Annotated in this window: 9 protein-coding genes and 1 pseudogene; 6 read left to right on the top strand and 4 right to left on the bottom strand. The window is 72.2% G+C overall.

Going from position 1 to position 18,635, the window contains the following annotated elements:
• Positions 1-2 precede the first annotated feature (2 nt).
• Complete coding sequence (locus HS041_RS10895) at positions 3-3,188, bottom strand: ATP-binding protein (RefSeq protein ID WP_196440344.1); 3,186 nt, start codon at positions 3,186-3,188, stop codon at positions 3-5.
• 140 nt (positions 3,189-3,328) lie between these two features.
• Positions 3,329-5,080 (bottom strand): trypsin-like peptidase domain-containing protein, encoded by a 1,752-nt coding sequence (locus tag HS041_RS10890; RefSeq protein WP_196440343.1) that lies wholly within the window; start codon positions 5,078-5,080, stop codon positions 3,329-3,331.
• Between the two features lie 171 nt (positions 5,081-5,251).
• On the opposite strand from HS041_RS10890, the gene HS041_RS10885 reads away from it, so the two are divergent.
• Positions 5,252-5,860 carry a hypothetical protein gene (locus tag HS041_RS10885; protein ID WP_196440342.1) on the top strand — a complete coding sequence of 203 codons (609 nt, stop codon included), beginning with the start codon at positions 5,252-5,254 and terminating at the stop codon, positions 5,858-5,860.
• 210 nt (positions 5,861-6,070) lie between these two features.
• Positions 6,071-6,637, top strand: a pseudogene (locus HS041_RS10880) (pentapeptide repeat-containing protein); the annotation flags it as partial.
• Positions 6,638-6,844: 207 nt separating this feature from the next.
• On the opposite strand, the gene HS041_RS10875 reads toward HS041_RS10880, so the two are convergent.
• The gene (locus tag HS041_RS10875) at positions 6,845-7,825 is read right to left on the bottom strand and encodes a Gfo/Idh/MocA family protein (protein WP_230878519.1); all 981 of its coding nucleotides are present in this window, start codon (positions 7,823-7,825) and stop codon (positions 6,845-6,847) included.
• Between the two features lie 112 nt (positions 7,826-7,937).
• Positions 7,938-9,521: a peptide chain release factor 3 gene (locus tag HS041_RS10870; RefSeq protein WP_196440339.1), complete on the bottom strand. Its 1,584-nt coding sequence runs from the start codon at positions 9,519-9,521 to the stop codon at positions 7,938-7,940.
• Between the two features lie 241 nt (positions 9,522-9,762).
• Between HS041_RS10870 and HS041_RS10865 the strand changes: the two genes are divergently transcribed.
• The 4 genes from HS041_RS10865 to HS041_RS10850 all read left to right on the top strand — a co-directional run bounded on the left by HS041_RS10865 (position 9,763) and on the right by HS041_RS10850 (position 18,612).
• On the top strand, positions 9,763-10,533 hold the full coding sequence (locus tag HS041_RS10865) for a PP2C family protein-serine/threonine phosphatase (RefSeq protein ID WP_196440338.1): 771 nt from the start codon (positions 9,763-9,765) through the stop codon (positions 10,531-10,533).
• 386 nt (positions 10,534-10,919) lie between these two features.
• Positions 10,920-11,534: an OB-fold-containig protein gene (locus tag HS041_RS10860; RefSeq protein ID WP_196440337.1), complete on the top strand. Its 615-nt coding sequence runs from the start codon at positions 10,920-10,922 to the stop codon at positions 11,532-11,534.
• 11 nt (positions 11,535-11,545) lie between these two features.
• Positions 11,546-13,648: an SPFH domain-containing protein gene (locus HS041_RS10855; protein ID WP_196440336.1), complete on the top strand. Its 2,103-nt coding sequence runs from the start codon at positions 11,546-11,548 to the stop codon at positions 13,646-13,648.
• A gap of 8 nt (positions 13,649-13,656) precedes the next feature.
• Positions 13,657-18,612: a DNA repair ATPase gene (locus HS041_RS10850; RefSeq protein ID WP_307845232.1), complete on the top strand. Its 4,956-nt coding sequence runs from the start codon at positions 13,657-13,659 to the stop codon at positions 18,610-18,612.
• The last annotated feature ends 23 nt before the right edge of the window (positions 18,613-18,635 follow it).

The raw sequence follows: 18,635 nt of genomic DNA, 5'->3' as shown, positions 1-18,635 counted from the left end.
CGTCAGTTCTTCCGCAGGGCGTCCAGGACCGGCTCGTAGACCCGCAGTCCGGCGCGGTGGACGAACGCCTCGGCGGCGCGCAGGTGGGCGGAGGCCCGGTCCTCGTCGCCGTCGAGCAGGGCGAGCCGCGCCAGGCAGAGGTCTGCCACCGACCAGCCCAGCAGCCGCCCGGCGCTCGGGGCGATCCGGCCGTAGAGGGCCCGGCCGGCGTCCGCCTCCCCGAGCCGGGCGCAGATCTCGCTGAGGGCGTCGGCGACGAACCGGTAGGCCAGGTCGGGCAGGACGGCGGCGAAGCCGTCCCGGGAGAACCCGGCGAACTCGGCGCGCGCCTCCTCTTCCCGGCCCAGGTCGAGCAGGGCCAGGCAGCGCAGGATCCGCCAGGGCCGCTGGCCGGGGCGGAGGCCGAGGATCTCCTCGGCCAGCTCCAGCGCCTCGCCGGGCCGCCCGGCCGCCCGCGACGCCAGGAAGCGGAACGTCTCGCGGCGCAGGTGCGCGTCGCCGCGGCCGAGCGCTCCTTCCGGGTACACCGCGCCGGACTCCTCCGCCGCCGCGAGCGCGTCGGCGGACCGCCCGCTCAGGTAGGCGTGGACCGCCGCCTGCCAGGCGGCGAGACTGACCATCGCGGGGAGCCGCAAGCGGTCCGCGGTCTCCCGCAACCAGGCCAGCGCCCGCTCCGCCCCGCCGGTCACCCCCCGGGCGGTCAGCTCGACGTACTCGGTCTCCCGCCCGACCCACTCGGTCGCCAGGTCCCCGGTGCGCACCCCGATCCCGATGATCTCGTCGATGACCTCCCGCCTGAGGTCGTGGTCGTGACCGGTCCGCAGCAGCAGCTCCTGCACGATCAGCGCCCGGGACAGGGTCCGGTCGTCCCCGGTACGGCGGGCCAGCCGTACCGCCTCCGCGGCCAGCTCCCGGCTCCGTTCCACGGGCCGCCCGGTGGACCCGATGAACGCCGAGGCGGCCAGGAGCCGGGCCCGCCAGGGCGAGTCACCGGCCAGGTCCGAGGCGAGCGCCCGGTCGATGCGCTCGGCGAGCCGCTCGACCTCGGTGACCTCCTCGTACATGGCCAGGTAGATCTGGTCGGACAGGCCCAGCGCGGCCCGTGCCAGCCTGTTGTCGTCGCCGAGCCCTTCGGCGATCTCCGCCGCGCCCTCGAGCGAGGCGCGCGCGGCGACGCTCGCCCCCGCCGCCGCCTGCGCCTCGGCCAGGTCGAGCAGGAGGTCGCAGCGGAGGGCGTCGTCGGACCTGGGCAGCCGGTCGACCAGCGCGAGCGCCCGCTCCAGGTGCTCCACCGCGTCCTCGTGGGCGAACTGGGCCGTCGCCTGGGCCGCGGCGCGGCGGGTGTAACCGATGGCCTTCCCCGTCATGGGCGCGCTCAGGATGCCCTCTCGGCAGTGGTGGGCGATCTCGGTGAGCCGGGTACCGCTCCGCTCCTCCAGCACCTCGGCGATCCGGGCGTGCAGCCGTCGCCGGCGCAGCGGCGGCAGCGCCTCGCGCAGCACGTCGCGGACGATGTCGTGGACGAACCGGCAGACCGGCCCCTCGCCCTCGGCCAGCAGCCGGGCCCGGACCGCGGCGTCGAGGATGTCGAGGACCTTCTCCTCGGGCAGCTCCACGACCCGGAGCAGGATGTCGGTGGCCGCGTTCCTGCCGAGCAGGGCCGCGGTGCTCAGCACCTCCTCGGTCTCCGGCGGCAGGCCGGCCATCCGGCCGCGCACGACGTCCGAGAGCGCCGCGGGGGTCTCGCCCAGTTGCAGGACCTCGCCCAGGAAGAACGGATTGCCCGCCGTCAGCCTGGCCATCTCGGCCGCCCGGCCCGGATCTGCTCCCGCCCTGCCGAGATACTCCCTGATCTCGCCCTCGCCCAGGCCGCGCAGGAGGAGCCGGCGCACGTGCGGGAGCCGTACCAGCACGCCGAGGGCGTGCTCCAGCGCGCCGCCGGGCCGCACGTCGGTGTCGCGGTAGGTGGCCACCACGGTCAGCCCGGGGCAGAGCCGGGTCGTGGCGAGGAACTCCAGCAGCCTCAGCGAGGAGGCGTCGGCCCACTGGAGGTCGTCGAGCACGACCAGGACCCTGCCGTGCTCGTTCAGCAGGGCGGCGAACGCCTCGTAGAGCTGGAACTGCCCGTCCCCGGAGAGCCTGCCGAGCCCGCCGCCGGACCCCACCAGTTCCGCTGCGGCCTGCGTCCACGGCCAGAACGGCGGCGCGCCGGTCCCGTCCCAGCAGCGGCCCCAGACCACCCGGTGCCCCCGGCTCCCGGCCTCCTCGGCCGCCTGCTCGGCCAGGCTCGTCTTGCCGATGCCGGGCTCCCCCGCCAGCAGCACCACCCGGTGGCCGTCCCCCGCGACGGCCCGGTGCAGCGCCTCCGCCTCGGCCTCTCTGCCGACCAGCCGGGAGTTCTCGCCCGCGCTCGCGGCCGGGGGCGTCAGGGCGGGATCCTGTTCAAGGATGCGCCGCTCCATCTCCCGCGACCGGAGGTCGGGGTCGAGCCCGAGCTCCTCCACCAGCAGCCTGCGCCCCTCGGCCAGCACGGCCAGCGCGTCGGCCTGGCGTCCGGCTTGGTAGAGCGCGTGCGCGGCGAGCACCCGGAGCCGCTCCCGCAGCGGGTGGGCGGCGACCAGCCGGCCCAGCCTGCCGGTGAGCGAGGAGCCGCGCCCCAGCGCGAGGCCGGCCTCGGCGAGATCCTCCTCCAGCGTCAGCCGGAACTCGGCCAGGTGGGTGATCTCCTCCTCGGCCCAGGACGCGCCGGAGAAGTCGGCCAGCGGCTCCCCCCGCCACTCGTCCAGCGCCAGCCGGAACTCCTCCCCCGCGCCTTCGTGGTCGCCGGCGGCGGCCCTGCGCCTGCCCTCGGCCGCGTGCCCGCGCGCCCTGGCCAGGTCGAGCGCCGTGTCCGGGATGTCGAGGGCGTACCCTCCGGGCCTGCTGACCAGGATCACCGGGGGCGTGTTCCGGCTCCTGCCCGGTTCGAAGACCCGGCGGAGCTTGGAGACGTAGGCCTGGACGGTGTTGACCGCCCCGGGGGGCGGGCCGTCCTCCCAGAGCACGTCGATCATCCGGTTCGGCGAGACCGGGCGGGGGGCGGCGAGCATGCACAGGGCCAGCACCGCCCGCTGCTGGTAGGGGCCGATGTCCAGCGGCGTCCCGTCGTCGGCGATCACGCCGACCGGCCCCAGCACCCTAAAGTCCATCCCGGCCCCTCACTTCCGAACTGCGCCGATGCTAGCCGTCGGACCGGCTCCACCACCGGAGCCCAGGCCGACCGCGGCGGTCGGCCTGGGCTCCTTCACGCACCGGCGCGCTGTGCCGGCGGCCGCCGGCTCTTCGGGGATCAGCCGCGGCCGGGCGGGTTCCAGGTGCCGACCTGGGGCGGGAGGTTGTTGCCGTACGGCGTGCCCGGCGGCACGGGAGTGCCGTAGGGAGACGGGGCCGGCGCCGGGGGCGCCGTGCCGCCGGCTCGTCCCGGAGCCGGGGGGAACGCGCCGGCCTGGAACGGTGCGGGCGGGAAGCCGGGAGCCGGGGCGGCGAGGCGGCGGGTGGTCCGGCGGCGGCGCGCGATGAGCAGCCATCCGACCATCAGGCCCGCGACCAGGATCCCGGCGGAGGTCGCGGTGATCACCATCGGGTCGCGCAGCAGGCTCTCGGCCGCGACCGGCTCGGCGTCGATGGAGGCGTCGGGTCGCGGCGAGGACGACGGGGCGTCGGCGGCCCCGGGGGCCGGGGTCGCGGCCGGAGAGCCCGTCGCGGCCGCGTCCTGCTTCACCGTGGCGGGGGACCTGTCCCGGCCTGCGGCGATGGCCTCCTTGGCCTCGGCGATGTAGCCGGCGGCGTACGGGTGCAGCGGGTAGAGCGTGAGCGTCTCCTGGAAGCCCACCAGCGCGGAGCTGTACCGGTCGGCGAAGAAGTCGTCCAGAGCGGCGTCGTAGGCCCGGGTGGCCGGCGACTCCTGGGGAGTGACCCCCTTGGCCGCGAGGAAGCCGAGGATCTCTCCGACGGGGAAGAACACGCTCTGGTTCTCCTGCCGGTCGGTCCCGCTCTCGTTGAGGTACGTGGCGGAGACCAGTGCGATCACCTTGCCCTCTGCGTTGAAGACCGGACCGCCGGAGTTGCCGCCGTAGATGGGGGTCTGCGCCTGGATGTAGGGGATCTTCGCGGTGGTCTCGCGACGGGCGCTGTAGACGCCCTCCGTGATCGCGGGATACAGGCGGGACTTCTCGGTGAGGCCCGTGTCGCGGTTGACCGTGCCGGGGAAGCCGACGGCGTAGAGCGTGTTGCCGACCCGCACGTCGCCGTCGACACCGAGCGGCACGGTGGGCAGGTTGCGGGCGTTGGCGAGCTTCAGCAGGGCGACGTCCTTGCCCGGGCCTCCCGTGCCGTCCGCCCCGACCAGCTCGACCGGCAGACGGGTGGAGGTCGCGTTCATGCCTCCGCCCGGGAGCGGCAGGACCACCTGGTACTTCACGTTCACGTCCGTCACCCGGAGGTTCTCGGTGTTGAACGTGTCGTAGACCTTGGTGACCAGGTCCGTGAGCTCCTTGTCCGGCTCGACCGCGCCCATGAGCGACTTCAGCTCGGCCGCGACGTCCTTCTCCGTGACGTCGGCCAGGCCGTGGGCCGCGAACCCGGCCCGGATGTCGGCCTGGCTGCTCTGCACGCAGTGCCCGGCGGTGACCATGTACCCGTCGGGGGTGATCCACCAGCCGGTGCACGACCCGGCGAACGTGACGTCGTCGGCGCGCTGCGGCTCGGTCGTACCGATGTACGTGCCGGGGCCGTCGGCGATCTTGCGGAACACCCACTTGGCGATGCTCAGCTGGTCGGAGGGGATCCGCCCCTCGCTCGCGTGCTTGCGTCCCTCCTCGACCAGCGCCTTGAACGCCTTCTTCGGAGCGGCGGTGGGCACCGTGACCCGGCCCGAGTAGGTCGTCTCGATCAACTGCACGGCGGGATTGGCCCGGGCCGCGATCCGCGTCGCCGGAGGCGCCGGGTCGGCCTCGGCGACCGCCCCGCCGAGCGATCCCATCGTCGCCGTCACGGCCAGTGCCGCCACCGCGATCATCCGTCGCGCCGAGTCTCCGCCCACGTCTCCCACCTTGTCCACATCCGTCCCTGCTTGTCGGGAACGGTCCTCCGAAGTGTGCGGGAGGGGACTTGACCTCGACTTGGAACTTGGTGAACTCCCAGCTCAGCATGGCGTTGGGACGATGCGGCCCGTCCGGCGGGCGCAGGCGTGACCCTGTAGGACGATGGAGCCGTGAGTTTCGAACTGGCCGTATGGCACGAGCCCAAACCGATCACCAAGGAGCAGGCGGAGATCGTCTTCCGGGCACTCCGCCGAGGTGAGCCCGGAGCCGTCACGGCTCATCCGGGGGTCGCCGCGTTCGCCGGGCGCCTGGCCGGGGCCGAGCAGGTCTCCCCCGAGTACGCCCTGGTCACCGTCGCCCTGGAGCGGTCCGACGAGGTGGCGGGCGAGGCCTTCTCCCTCGCCCGCGAGTGCGAGCTGGTCTGCTACGACCCGCAGCGCCGCCTCGTGCACAACCTCGCCCCGCTGGGGGTCTACCGGGGGATGCAGATGCACACGGGCGACGGGATGATCCTGACCGACCCCGACCTCCAGCTCGTCCACGACGCCCTCGCCACGATGGCGCCCCAGAACCCGTTCACCGCACTGGTCGTCTTCGGCGAGCACTTCGTGCAGTCGTCCCCGGAGATCACCGGTTACGAGCTGGAGTACAAGGACAGCGTCCGGAACCTGATGTTCCGGACCCACGTCCCGGAGCTGGAAGCGGTGCAGCGGGCCTTCGCCGAATACGCCACCGGCGGGCGCGCCTTCCTCGAGCGCCACGAGTGGAGGCGCGTCTGATCGGTCCGGAGGCTCCGACCGGGGGTGCTCGCGGTCGTGTGGGGTTCGTGGTTGTGCGGTGCTCGTGGTTGTGCGGTGCTCGCGGTCGGGCGGGGTTCATGGTCGTGCTCCGCCGGCACCGCCGAGGCACCCGTCCCGAGGTCTCCATGCCGACCACCGGGCGGGGACACCTCAGGAGGGCAGGAGTGAACGCCGCGCTAGGCTCCCCTCGTGCCCTCCCGTACTCGTGGGGTCCCGCCGCCTCAGGTCAGGGAGCCGGTCGCGCCCAGGCTGCCCGCGTCGCTCACCGCGGCGGTGCTTCCCGATCGCGACCTTGAGGATGACGGGATCTATCGGGCACTGGATTTCAAGGGCGTCGACCTGTCGTTCCGGCGGACTGAGGCGGCCGACTTCGAGGGCTGCCGCTTCTCCGACACGAGGCTCTCCGGCACGGAGCTGCACAGGGCGGGTTTCATCGATGGGGAACTGGAACGCTGCGACCTGTCGAACATGGTGGCGAGGACGTCGACGCTGCACCGCGTCCGGATCTCCGCCAGCCGGTTGACCGGCATGACCTGGTCCGGGTGCGCGCTCCGGGACGTGGTGTTCGACGGTTGCCGCGCGGACCTGACGAGGTTCAGGTTCTCGACTTTCAAGAACGCCGTCTTCCGGGACTGCACCATGCCGGAGGCCGACTTCCAGAACGCCGACCTCCGCGGGGTCCGGTTCGAACGCTGCGACCTGACCGGAGCCCAGTTCTCGAACGCCCGGATGGAGGGCGCCCGCTTCGCCGACTGCACGCTACTGAAGATCAACGGAGTGACCGGCTTCAGAGGTGCGGTCATCGGAAGCCGGGACGCCCAGGGGCTGGTCTACAGCCTGGCCGGCGCGATGGGCATCGTCATCGGGGATTAGCCGGTCCCGTCCTCATCTTTGCGTACCCGCTCCGAAGCCGTAGGCGCCTCGGCGGTGCCGGCGGACACCGGGCCGAGACGACGCGGGCGGTCATTCCCCGGGGAATCGGACCCCGGCCTGGGCGCGGACCTCGTCCATGAGGCCCATCACGTCCAGCGTGGCCTGCCAGGGCACGAGCGGGCTCTCCAGCAGCCCTTCCCGCAGGCAGCGCATCGCCTCGGCGGCCTCGTGGTTCATGCCGTTGCCCGCGTAGGGGACGCGGAAGGTCTCCGTCTCGCCGTCCGTCCGGTACAGGGTGAAGGTCTCAGGACGGAAGAACAGGTGCGGCAGCTCGATGCGTCCGAGCGGCCCGGAGACCGACGCCGTGACGGGGCTGTGCGTGGTGATCCCGCAGGAGAGCATCGCGACCGCGCCATCGGCGTAGCCGAGCAGCATGCCGGTGTTCTCGTCCACGCCCTCGGGGGTGAGACGCGCCCACGACTGCACCTTCTCCGGGGCGCCGAGCACCATGTGGGCGAAGGAGACCGGATAGACACCCAGGTCGAGCAGGGCTCCGCCGCCCAGCCCCGGGTCGCGGAGCCGGTGGCCGGGCTCCACGGTGACGGAGATCCCGAAGTCGGCGTGGACGGTGTTCACCGGCCCGATCGCGCCGCCCTCGACCAGTTCGACGAGCTTGCGGATGGCCGGGTTGCACCGCATCCACATGGCCTCCATGAGGAACAACCCGCGTTCCCGCGCGAGATCCACCAGTTCGGCGGCCTGGGCGCGGTTGAGGGTGAAGGCCTTCTCGCACAGTACGGCCTTGCCCGCCTCCAGGCAGAGCTTGACCGCGTCGTAGTGGGCGTTCTGGGTGTTAGCGACGTAGATGACGTCCACGTCGGGATCGGCCGCCAGCTCGGCCCAGCTCCCGTGGGCGCGGGGGATGCCGTACCGGTCGGCGAAGGCCTTGGCCGCCTCGGCCGATCGCGATCCGACCGCGGCCACCTCGGCGTCCGGCAGCAGTTCCAGGTCCTCGGTGAAGGTCGCGGCGATGCCGCCGGTCGCCAGGATGCCCCACTTAATCGTGCTCATAGGGACATATCTCACCATGCCCGGCATCTGTGTGGAAACGCTCCCACGAGCGTTTCCGCACCGCACGCCGTACGGCCCCCGGAGAGGCGGGCCGTACAGCGGGCCGGAACGGTCAGCCGCGGGTGTCGGCGAGCAGCGCGTTCAGCACCAGGTTCGGGTGGTCGCGCAGGACTCCGCGCATCCGCCACTCGTCGGTGAACAGCGCCAGCAGCGCCCCGTCGAGCGTGCGGGTGAAGACCTCGACGCCGCGCTGGCGGGCCAGGATCGGCGCGGACTCGGCGTCGGTGAGCCGGGCGATGCTGAAGTCGAGCCGGTCCATGGCGATCTCGGTGTTGAACTCCCCCGCCAGCCGGTGCTTGACCACGTCGAACTGCATCGGGCCGACCGCCGCCAGCACCGGCGACTGGTCGCCCCGGATGTCGGAGCGGAGCACCTGGACGACGCCCTCGGCCTCCATCTGGTCGATGCCCTTGCGGAACTGCTTGGCCCGGCTGGAATCGCGGACCCGGGCGGTCCAGAAGTGCTCCGGCGCGAAGCTCGGGATCTTCGGGAACTCCACCGGCGGGCCGTCGTAGAGGGTGTCGCCGGGGCGCAGGGCGGTGGCGTTGACCAGGCCGACCACGTCGCCGGGGAACGCCTCGTCGATGGTGGCGCGCTCCTGCCCGAAGACCGACTGGGCGTACTTGGTGGCGAAGGGACGGCCGGTCGCCGCGTGGGTCAGCACCATGCCGCGCTCGAAGCGGCCCGAGCAGACCCGGACGAAGGCGATCCGGTCGCGGTGCGAGGGGTCCATGTTGGCCTGGACCTTGAAGACCAGGCCGGAGAACGGCTCTTCCAGCGGCCGCGGGTCGTCGTTCACGTCCGGGCGCGGTGCGGGCGACGGGGCGATGTCCACCATGGCGTCCAGCAGGCGGCCGACGCCGAAGTTGGACAGGGCGGCGCCGAACAGCACCGGGGTCGACTCGTGGGCCTCGAACGCCTTCTGGTCGTGGTCGGAGCCGATGGCCGACAGCAGGTCGGCCTCGTCCTTGGACCGCTCCCAGTCCTCACCGATCTCGGCGAGGGCCTGCTCGGGGGTGAGCTCCGTCTCCAGCGCCTTGGTGGCGCCACCGGGGGTGCGGGTGTAGCGCACGGCCCGGTCGGCGATCCGGTCGATCACCCCGTGGAAGAAGCCGCCGGTCCCGATGGGCCAGGTGATCGGGGTGGGCCGCAGGCCGGTCTTCTCCTGGATCTCGTCCAGCAATTCCAGAGCCTCGCGGCCGGGCCGGTCCCACTTGTTGACGAACGTGATCACCGGGATGCGGCGGTGGCGGCAGACCTCGAACAGCTTCAGGGTCTGCGGCTCCATGCCCTTGGCCGCGTCCAGCAGCATGACCGCGCAGTCGACGGCGGCCAGCACCCGGTAGGTGTCCTCGGAGAAGTCGGCGTGGCCCGGCGTGTCGACCAGGTTGAACATGTGCCCGCGGTACTCGAAGCGCAGGGCGGCCGAGGTGATGGAGATGCCTCGGGCCTTCTCCATGTCCATCCAGTCGGAGGTCACCCCGCGCCGCCCGGCCTTGCCGTGCACGGCCCCGGCCTCGGTGATCGCCGAGGCGTGCAGCGCCAGCGCCTCGGTCATGGTGGACTTTCCGGCGTCGGGGTGGCTGATCACCGCGAACGTGCGGCGTCGTGCCGCCTCCTGCGCGATCGCGGTCATTCCGTTTCTCCTTGTCCTGCCATGGGCGTGCCCGTGCGGTGTCCGGGGTGCCGAAACAGCTTACGCGGCGCCACGGCGGTCAATTGATGTGGCAACACTTTCTCAGGCCGCTTGCGCCACCACGGCGCACAGTGGATCGTTGGAAGATCTCGGTTCGACCGTGTCCGTATCGACTGTCCGAAAGCGACTCGCTCGTGCAATTCGATGTTCCAGTGGTGTGCAGGGTTCCGGTGGAGTGCCGATGATCACACTCCGCTATGCGGCCGGTTCCGACGTCGGCAAGGTCCGCCAGGGAAACGAGGACGCCGCGTACGCCGGGGCCCGGTTGCTCGCCATCGCCGACGGGATGGGCGGGCACGTGGGCGGGGAGGTCGCCAGCTCGGCCGCGGTCGCCGCCGTGGCACCCCTGGACCACGAGTGCCCCGCCGACCTGGTCGCCGCCGCGGAGGGCGGGGTCCGCCGCGCCAACCAGCGCCTGCGCGAGCTGGTCGATCAGGATCCGAGCCTCACCGGGATGGGCACCACGCTGACCCTGATGCTCTGGGACGGCCCGCGCGTCGCCCTGGCCCACATCGGCGACTCGCGCGCCTATCTGCTCCGCAACGGCGATCTCTACCAGATCACCTACGACCACACGCTCGTCCAGACCCTGATGGACGACGGCCGGATCACCGCCGAGGAGGCCGCCAGGCACCCGCACCGGTCGATCCTGCTCCAGGTGCTGGACGGCAGCGAGAACATCGAGATCGACCTGTCCCTGCGGGACGCCGAGGTGGGAGACCGCTACCTGCTCTGCTCCGACGGCCTGTCCGGCGTGGTCGACGCCGCTCAGCTCCGCGACGTGCTGGCCACGGTCGACGACCTCGACGCCGTGGTCCGCCGGCTGATCGAGCTCGCCTGCGAGGGCGGCGGACCGGACAACATCACCTGCGTCGTGGCCGACGTGGTCGACGAGCCCGGTGCGGTCCAGGACGTCCCCGTGGTCGTCGGCTCCGCCGACCCCTCCTCCTGACCGGGTGAATCCTGGCCGGGACGGGGTGCTGACGCTATCGTCGGTTATCCGTGCTCCTCATCGATCATTGCTCCGGAGGGACGCCGCCGTGTACAAGGAATTCGCCATCGAAGCGGTCGTGTGGCTCATTCCCGTCGTCATCCTCATCGGCCTCGCCTACATGATCACCGCCTAGCGGGGGCGGCGAAGCTGCAGCACGGCCGGGGGACGGGTCTCCGCCTCCCCGGCCTCTTCACGCCCTCGGTCCCCGCCGGCCCCATCCCTGAATGAACATTTCTTCGGGTGTCGGGAACTATCTCCTTTACTTGCGCTTTATCTCTATATAGTCAGGCGCATGCGCTCGGGGGAGCGCGCTTCACCACACCACAGGGGGATCCCACACGCCGATGGGCCGGTTCGTCGATGCCGCCTCAGCCTTTCCCACCGTCCTGTTCAGCTTCCTTCTCATGGTGGTCGTCGCCTACTGGGTCCTCGCGCTGTTCGGCGTGACCGGGCTCGACGGCGACGAGACCGCCGACGGCGCGGAGACGGCCGGCCTGTCCGGTCTCCTGTCGGGCCTCGGACTCGGCGGCGTACCGGTCGCCGTGACCGTCTCGCTGCTGGTCGTCATCGCCTGGTTCACCAGCCTCGCGGGCTCCACCCTGGTCACCGGCACCCCGGCGCTGGCCGCCGTGCTCGTCGCCGTGCTCGCCTGCGCCTGGCTCGGCACCCGCCTGCTGACGCTGCCGCTGCGGCGCGCCGTACCGAAGGAGCGCGTCCCCTCCCGCGCCGACTTCGTGGGCCGCATGTGCGTCATCCGCACCGGCCGGGTGTCCCGGAGCTTCGGCCAGGCCGAGGTCACCTCCGCCGACGGCTCCTCCGCTCTCATCCAGGTCCGTCAGACCGGCGACGACGTCTTCCTCGCCGGCGGCACCGCCCTGATCTTCGCCTACGACAGCGACGGCGAATTCTTCTGGGTGACGCCCTACGACGCGGAACTCGACCCTGATCGTCCTATCTAGCGAAGGGCTCCATGGACGTCATCTCCACCGGCCTCGGCGTACTCCTCGCCGTCGTCCTGCTCGTCGCCATCGCGCTGGTGATCATGATCAGCCGCCTGTTCAACAAGGTCGAACAAGGCAAGGCGCTCATCGTCTCGAAGGTCAACAAGGTGGACGTCACCTTCACCGGGGCGGTCGTCCTCCCCGTGCTCCACAAGGCGGAACTCATGGACATCTCGGTGAAGACCATCGAGATCGAACGGTCCGGCAACGAGGGGCTGATCTGCCGGGACAACATCCGCGCCGACATCAAGATCACCTTCTTCGTCCGGGTCAACAAGACCGTCGAGGACGTCGTGAAGGTCGCCCAGGCCATCGGCACCGCCCGGGCCAGCGACCAGGAGACGCTGCAGGAGCTGTTCAACGCCAAGTTCTCCGAGGCGCTGAAGACCGTGGGCAAGCAGCTCGACTTCGTCGACCTCTACACCCAGCGCGACCAGTTCCGCGACCAGATCATCCAGGTCATCGGCACCGACCTGAACGGCTACAGCCTGGAGGACGCGGCGATCGACCATCTGGAGCAGACGCCGCTCAGCAAGCTCGACCCGGCCAACATCCTCGACGCCCAGGGCATCCGCAAGATCACCGAGCTGACCGCGATCGAGCACGTGCGGACCAACGAGTTCCAGCGGCACGAGGAGAAGGAGATCACCCGCCAGAACGTCGACGCCCGGGAGGCCATCCTGGAGCTGGAGCGCCGCCAGGCCGACGCGGAGATCAAGCAGAAGCGCGAGGTCGAGACCATGCGCGCCCGCGAGGAGGCGGAGATCGCCCGGGTCCGGGCCGAGGAGCGGCTCAAGGCCCACGCCGCGGACCTGCGCACCCAGGAGCAGCTCGGCATCCAGCAGGAGAACCAGGCCCGGGAGATCGCGGTCGCGGCCAAGAACCGCGAGCGGGTCATCGCCGTCGAGAGCGAGCGGATCGAGAAGGACCGCATGCTGGAGGTCATCTCCCGCGAGCGCGAGACCGAGCTGTCGCGCATCTCCAAGGACAAGGAGGTCGAAGGCGAGAAGCGCTCGATCGCCGAGGTGGTCCGGGAGCGCATCGCGGTCGAGAAGACGGTCGCCGAGCAGGAGGAGAGCATCAAGCGCCTGCGGGTGGTCGAGGAGGCCGAGCGGACCCGCCAGGCCGTGATCATCCAGGCGGAGGCCGAGGCCCAGGAGAACCTGGTCAAGGACATCAAGGCCGCCGAGGCAGCCGAGGCCGCCTCCAAGCACAAGGCCCGCGAGGCCCTGGTGCTGGCCGAGGCGCGCCAGCAGGCCGCCGAGCTCGACGCCCGCGCCAAGATCCGCCTGGCCGAGGGCGTGCAGGCCGAGGCCGCCGCGACCGGCCTGGCCGAGGTGCAGGTGGCCGAGCGCAACGCCGCCGCGATCGAGAAGGTCGGCCGGGCCGAGGCCGCGGTCGAGCGGGAGAAGGCGCTGGCCGCCGCCGAGGGCGAGCAGGCCAGGGCGCTGGCCGAGGCGGCCCGGATCGGCGAGCGGCTGAAGGCCGAGGCCGAGGGCCTCACCGAGAAGGCGGCGGCGATGGCCGCGCTGGACGACGCGAGCCGGGGCCACGAGGAGTACCGCCTCCGCCTCGACATGGAGAAGGAGATCCGCCTGGCGGGCGTCACCTCCCAGGTCAAGCTCGCCGAGGCGCAGGCCATGGTGCTCGCCGCCGGTCTGGAGAAGGCCAACATCGACATCGTCGGCGGCGACAGCGTCTTCTTCGACAAGCTGGTCGGCTCGGTCACCATGGGCAAGGCCGTGGACGGCTTCGTGGAGAGCTCCGGCATCGCCCGTACGCTCGCCGGGCCGTATCTGGACGGGTCGCAGAGCCTGCCCGCCGACCTGACCCGGGCCCTCGGCTCGCTGGGCAGCGGTGACGTGCGGGACCTTTCGCTCTCGGCGCTGCTGGTGAAGCTGATGAGCGAGACCGGCCCCGAGGGCGCCCGGCTGCGCGAGCTGCTCGGCACCGCGACCGCCGCGGCTCCGGCGGTCACCGTGGTGCCCACCGCGACCGTGGCGGCCGTCACCGCCGACGTCCCGGCGGCCGACAACGGCTCGGCCCCCGTCGCCGCCACGGGCCGGGAGTGACGCCGGAGGTGACCGTCACAGAGACCACGAGCACGACGGGACGGGCGCTGGACGCGGGCACCTACGAGGTGCTCCGCGCCCGGCTCGCCGAGCAGGCGGCGGAGCTCGCCCGGCGGGCCGAGACGCTCAACGCCCGGCGCCTGGACGTCTTCGGCGGGACCGAGCTCCGCCTGATCGGCACCGAGCGGATCCGCACCGAGAACAACTGCGTGCCGCGCGACATCGTCGCCATCGGCGATCTCTTGCTCTTCGGCTACAACGTGTTCATCGGGCTGAAGCCGGAGACGACCGTCGGGGACGTCTTCTCCGTGCACAGGTTCAGCCGCGACGGGGACGCCGTCCGCTTCGACACCGACACCGACACCGACACCGACGCCGAGCCGTTCTTGCGCCACCCGCAGTTCGAGCGGGACTTCGCCGAGCTCTACCGGTACTACCGGCAGACGCGGCTGCTCCAGCTCCGCCGGGTCGAGGGCAGGCTGCTGGCCGTCTTCCAGACCGGCCCGCAGGACATCCGGGTGCTGCGCTGGCAGGTCGGGACGGACGGCTCGCTCGCCTATGTCGACGACCGCGGCGAGCGCGACCACGTCTTCCCCGCCTCGTACGACTTCGAGTGGACCCGGACCACCCGCGACGACCACGTGCTCGGCCGCCACCCGCACATCTCGATCCGGGGAGAGGTGTTCGTCGAGACCGTCGGCGGCGATCTCACGATCAAGATCGAGAACAACACGGAGACCGGCGAGGGCGTCTACCGGGAACCGGTCGCCGAGCCCCTGCAGAGCCTCGCCGACGCCGACGTGTGGCACGCCGGGGTCGGGCCCCTGATCCTGCTGCGCATCCGGCCCTACAACGAGACCGAGTGGCGGCACCTGGTCTTCAACACCCGGACCAAGGACGTCGTGCGGCTGGACGGCATCGGCCAGGCCTGCCGGCGGCTCCCCGAGGACCAGGGCATCGTCTTCCCCGGCGGCTACTACCTGTCCACCGGGGTGAGCAAGACCTTCGACACCGACGTCACCGACCTGGAGTTCGAGCGGGTCATCCGCTCGGTCAACGGCGAGGACGTGCTCTACGTGTTCCACGCCCGGGCCGAGGGCCGGTCGCTGCTGCTGCCGTACAACGTGATCCGCAAACAGGTCGCGACGCCGATCCCCTGCCACGGCTACTCGCTGTTCGACGACGGCACGCTGGTGGTGTTCCGGGCGACCTCGGAGGAGCCGGTCCGGGTCCATCCGATGCAGGTGTGGCAGACCCCGTACATCTCCGACGTCTACGCCGCCGCCCAGCCGGTGGGGACCGGTCCGCTGGAGCGGATCGGCAACGCGGAGCTGGTGCGCGGCATCTCCGACTGCCTCTCGGTGGCCCGCATGGTGGAGGAGATGGCGCCGTCGGCCGCCGTCTTCGAGTCCCTCATCGCCGCCTGCACCCGCGTGTTCGACCACTACCACTGGCTGGGCGACCACGACCTCCGCGGGCCGCTGACCGACGTCAGGGCCACCGCCGAGCAGGTGCTGGACGAGTTCGAGAAGATCCGCTCGCTCACCGGCCAGGCCGAGGAGGCGCTGGAGGCCGCCGCCGCGGAGATCACCTCCCTCATGCGGCGCTCGCACGGCGAGCCGGCCCGCTCCGCCACCGAGTGGGTCACCCGGCTCGCCGGACTCCGCCAGGCCCAGGGCCGCCTGGTCACCCTCCGCGAGCTGCGCTACGTCGACACCGGTCGGATCGACCGGCTGGACGCCGAACTGGAGGGCGAGCTCGGCAGCGCGGCGCAGCGCGCGGCCGGCTTCCTGCAGGGCGAGGACGCCTTCGCCGGCTACCGCTCCGAGGTGGAGAAGCTGACCGCGGAAGCCGGGGCCATCGCCACCACGGCCGAGGCGGCGGGGGTCGGCGAGCGCCTGGCCGCGCAGTCCCGGGGTCTGGAAGTCGTCATCGAGGTGGTCGGCACGCTCGACCTCGCCGACGCGGGAGTCCGCACCGCCATCCTGGAGCGGGTCGGCGAGGTCCTCGGCGGGGTCAACCGGGCCCGGGCCATCCTGGACGCGTGCCGGCGCGAGCTGCTGGCGACCGAGGGGCGCGCCGCCTTCGCCGCCGAGTTCGCCCTGCTGGGACAGGCGATCACCGGTGCCCTCGCGGTGGCCGACACCCCCGACCGGTGCGACGAGCAGCTCGGCCGGCTGACGCTGCAGCTGGAGAACCTGGAGTCGCGCTTCGCCGAGTCCGACGACTTCCTGGCGAAGCTGGGCGCCCGGCGCGAGGACGTCTACGAGGCGTTCTCCTCCCGGCGGCAGGCGCTGCTGGACGAGCGGGCCCGCCGGGCCGAGCGGCTGGCCGGCTCGGCGGACCGGATCCTGTCGAGCGTACGGCGCCGCGCGGCCTCGCTCGGCTCGGCCGACGAGGTCAACACCTACTTCGCCTCCGACCCGATGGTGGCCAAGCTGCACGCGGTCGCCGGGGAACTGCGCGAGCTGGGCGAGGCGGTCCGCGCCGAGGAGCTCGAGGGACGGGTGAAGTCCGCCCGCCAGGAGGCCGGGCGCACCCTGCGCGACCGCCTCGACCTCTACGGAGACGGCGGCGAGACCATCCGGCTGGGCCGGCACCGGTTCGCGGTCAACACCCGGGCCGCCGACCTGACGCTGGTCCCGCACGGGGACCGGATGGCGTTCGCCGTCACCGGGACCGACTACCGCTCCCCCGTCCTGGACCCGGTGTTCGAGGCGAGCCGGCCGTTCTGGTCCCAGCTGCTGGTCTCGGAGTCGCCGGAGGTCTACCGGGGCGAGTATCTGGCCGCCTCGATCCTGGCCGCCGCCGAGGCGGGGACGCCGGTCGCGGACGGTCCCGGCGGCTTCGCGGTCTCGCTCGACGCGCTGCACGAGGCGGCGGTGGCCGAGGGCGAGCTGCTCGGGATCGTCCGCCGGGCCGCGGAGAGCCGTTACGACGAGGGCTACGAGCGCGGCGTGCACGACCACGACGCCACGGCGATCCTGGACGTCCTGCTCCGCCTGCACGCCGGGGCCGGGTTGCTCCGCTACCCCCCGGACGTCCGGGCCGCGGCCCAGTTCTTCTGGGCCTTCGGGACCGGCGAGGCCGAACGCGCCTCCTGGACCACGAGGGCGGTCTCGCTCGCGCGGGCACGCGCCCGGTTCGGGCGCGTGGAGGAGGCGGACGAGACCTGCCGCGCCCTCGGAGCCGCGGTCGCGGCCTTCATGTCGACTCTGGACGCTGGGGACATCGGGGACGCGGGGAGCGCCGGTGGCGTCTGCGGGCTCGCCGGGGAGTACCTGTTCGAGGAACTGGCGGGGGCGCCGGCCGGGTTCGTGACGGGCGCCGGGGCCCGCGGGCTGCTGGAGCGCTTCGACCGGTCGCTGGGCGCCGCACGCGCGGAGTTCGCCGACGACCTGCGCGCCCTCGCCGGTGACCTCCCCGCCCGCAGACGGCTGGCCGAGGCCTGGCTGGGGGCCTTCGAACGCTCCCCCGAGCTTGCGGAGGCGGTGGCCGTACTCCTGTGCGAACTGCCCCGCTACGACTCGTCGGCGGCGCTGACCGCGACCGCCGAGGGCCTGCTCGGCGCGCACCCGCGCGTCACCGGACGGAGCCTGCCGGTGCGCCTGGACGAGTTCCTCGCCAGGACCCGGCGGTTCGGGGCCGAGCGCGTCCCCGCCTACCGGGACTACCTGCGGCGTCGCAACGAGCTGGTCGCCGCCGAGCGCACGCGGCTGCGCCTGGAGGAGTACCGGCCGAAGGTGATGAGCTCCTTCGTCCGCAACCAGCTGCTCGACGAGGTCTACCTGCCGCTCATCGGTGACAACCTGGCCAAGCAGCTGGGCGCGAGCGGCGACGCCAAGCGGACCGACCAGATGGGTCTGCTGCTGCTCGTCTCCCCGCCCGGCTACGGCAAGACGACTCTGATGGAGTACGTCGCCAGCCGTCTCGGACTGGTCTTCGTGAAGGTCAACGGCCCGGCCCTCGGCCACCTGGTCACCTCGGTGGACCCGGCCCAGGCCCCCGACGCGACCTCGCGCCAGGAGGTAGAGAAGATCAACCTCGCTCTGGAGATGGGCAACAACGTCCTGCTCTACCTCGACGACATCCAGCACACCTCTCCGGAGCTGCTGCAGAAGTTCATCTCGCTCTGCGACGCCCAGCGTCGCATGGAGGGGGTCAAGGACGGCCGGAGCCGCACCTACGACCTGCGCGGCAAGCGCTTCGCGGTCTGCATGGCCGGCAACCCGTACACCGAGTCCGGCCGGCGGTTCCGCATCCCCGACATGCTCGCCAACCGCGCCGACGTCTGGAACCTCGGCGACGTGCTCTCCGGCAGGGAGGAGGTCTTCGCGCTGAGCTACATCGAGAACGCGCTCACCTCCAACCCGGTCCTCGCCCCGCTCTCCACCCGGGACCGCGACGACGTCCGCCTGCTCGTACGGCTGGCGCAGGACGACCCCGCCGTCCGCGCCGACCGGCTCTCCCACCCCTACTCCCCGGTCGAGCTGGAGCAGATCCTCGCGGTCCTGCGCGGGCTGCTCCGCGTCCGGAAGGTGGTCCTGGCCGTCAACCGGGCCTACATCGCCTCGGCCGCCCAGTCCGACGCCTCCAGGACCGAACCGCCGTTCCAGCTCCAGGGGAGCTACCGGAACATGGCCAAGCTGGCCGCGCGGATCGTGCCGGTGATGAACGACGCCGAACTGGAGGCGGTCATCGACGACCACTACCTCGGCGAGGCCCAGACCCTCACCTCCGGAGCCGAGGCCAACCTGCTCAGGCTGGCCGAGCTGCGGGGCACGCTCACCGCCGCGCAGGCCGGGCGGTGGGCCGAGGTGAAGGCCGCCTACGTGCGCTCCCAGGCGCTCGGCGGCGCCGAGGACGACCCGATGACCCGGGCCGTCGGCGCCGTCGGCCTGCTCGCCGACCGGGTGGGCACCGCCATCGACCGGGCCGCCGACCGGCTCGTGCCGGAACGGTGACCCGTGACCCTCGACCTCGGCGG

The organism is Planomonospora sp. ID67723 (genome assembly GCF_015711605.1).
Classification (GTDB): domain Bacteria; phylum Actinomycetota; class Actinomycetes; order Streptosporangiales; family Streptosporangiaceae; genus Planomonospora_A.
This window is presented reverse-complemented; position numbering and strand designations above follow the sequence as displayed.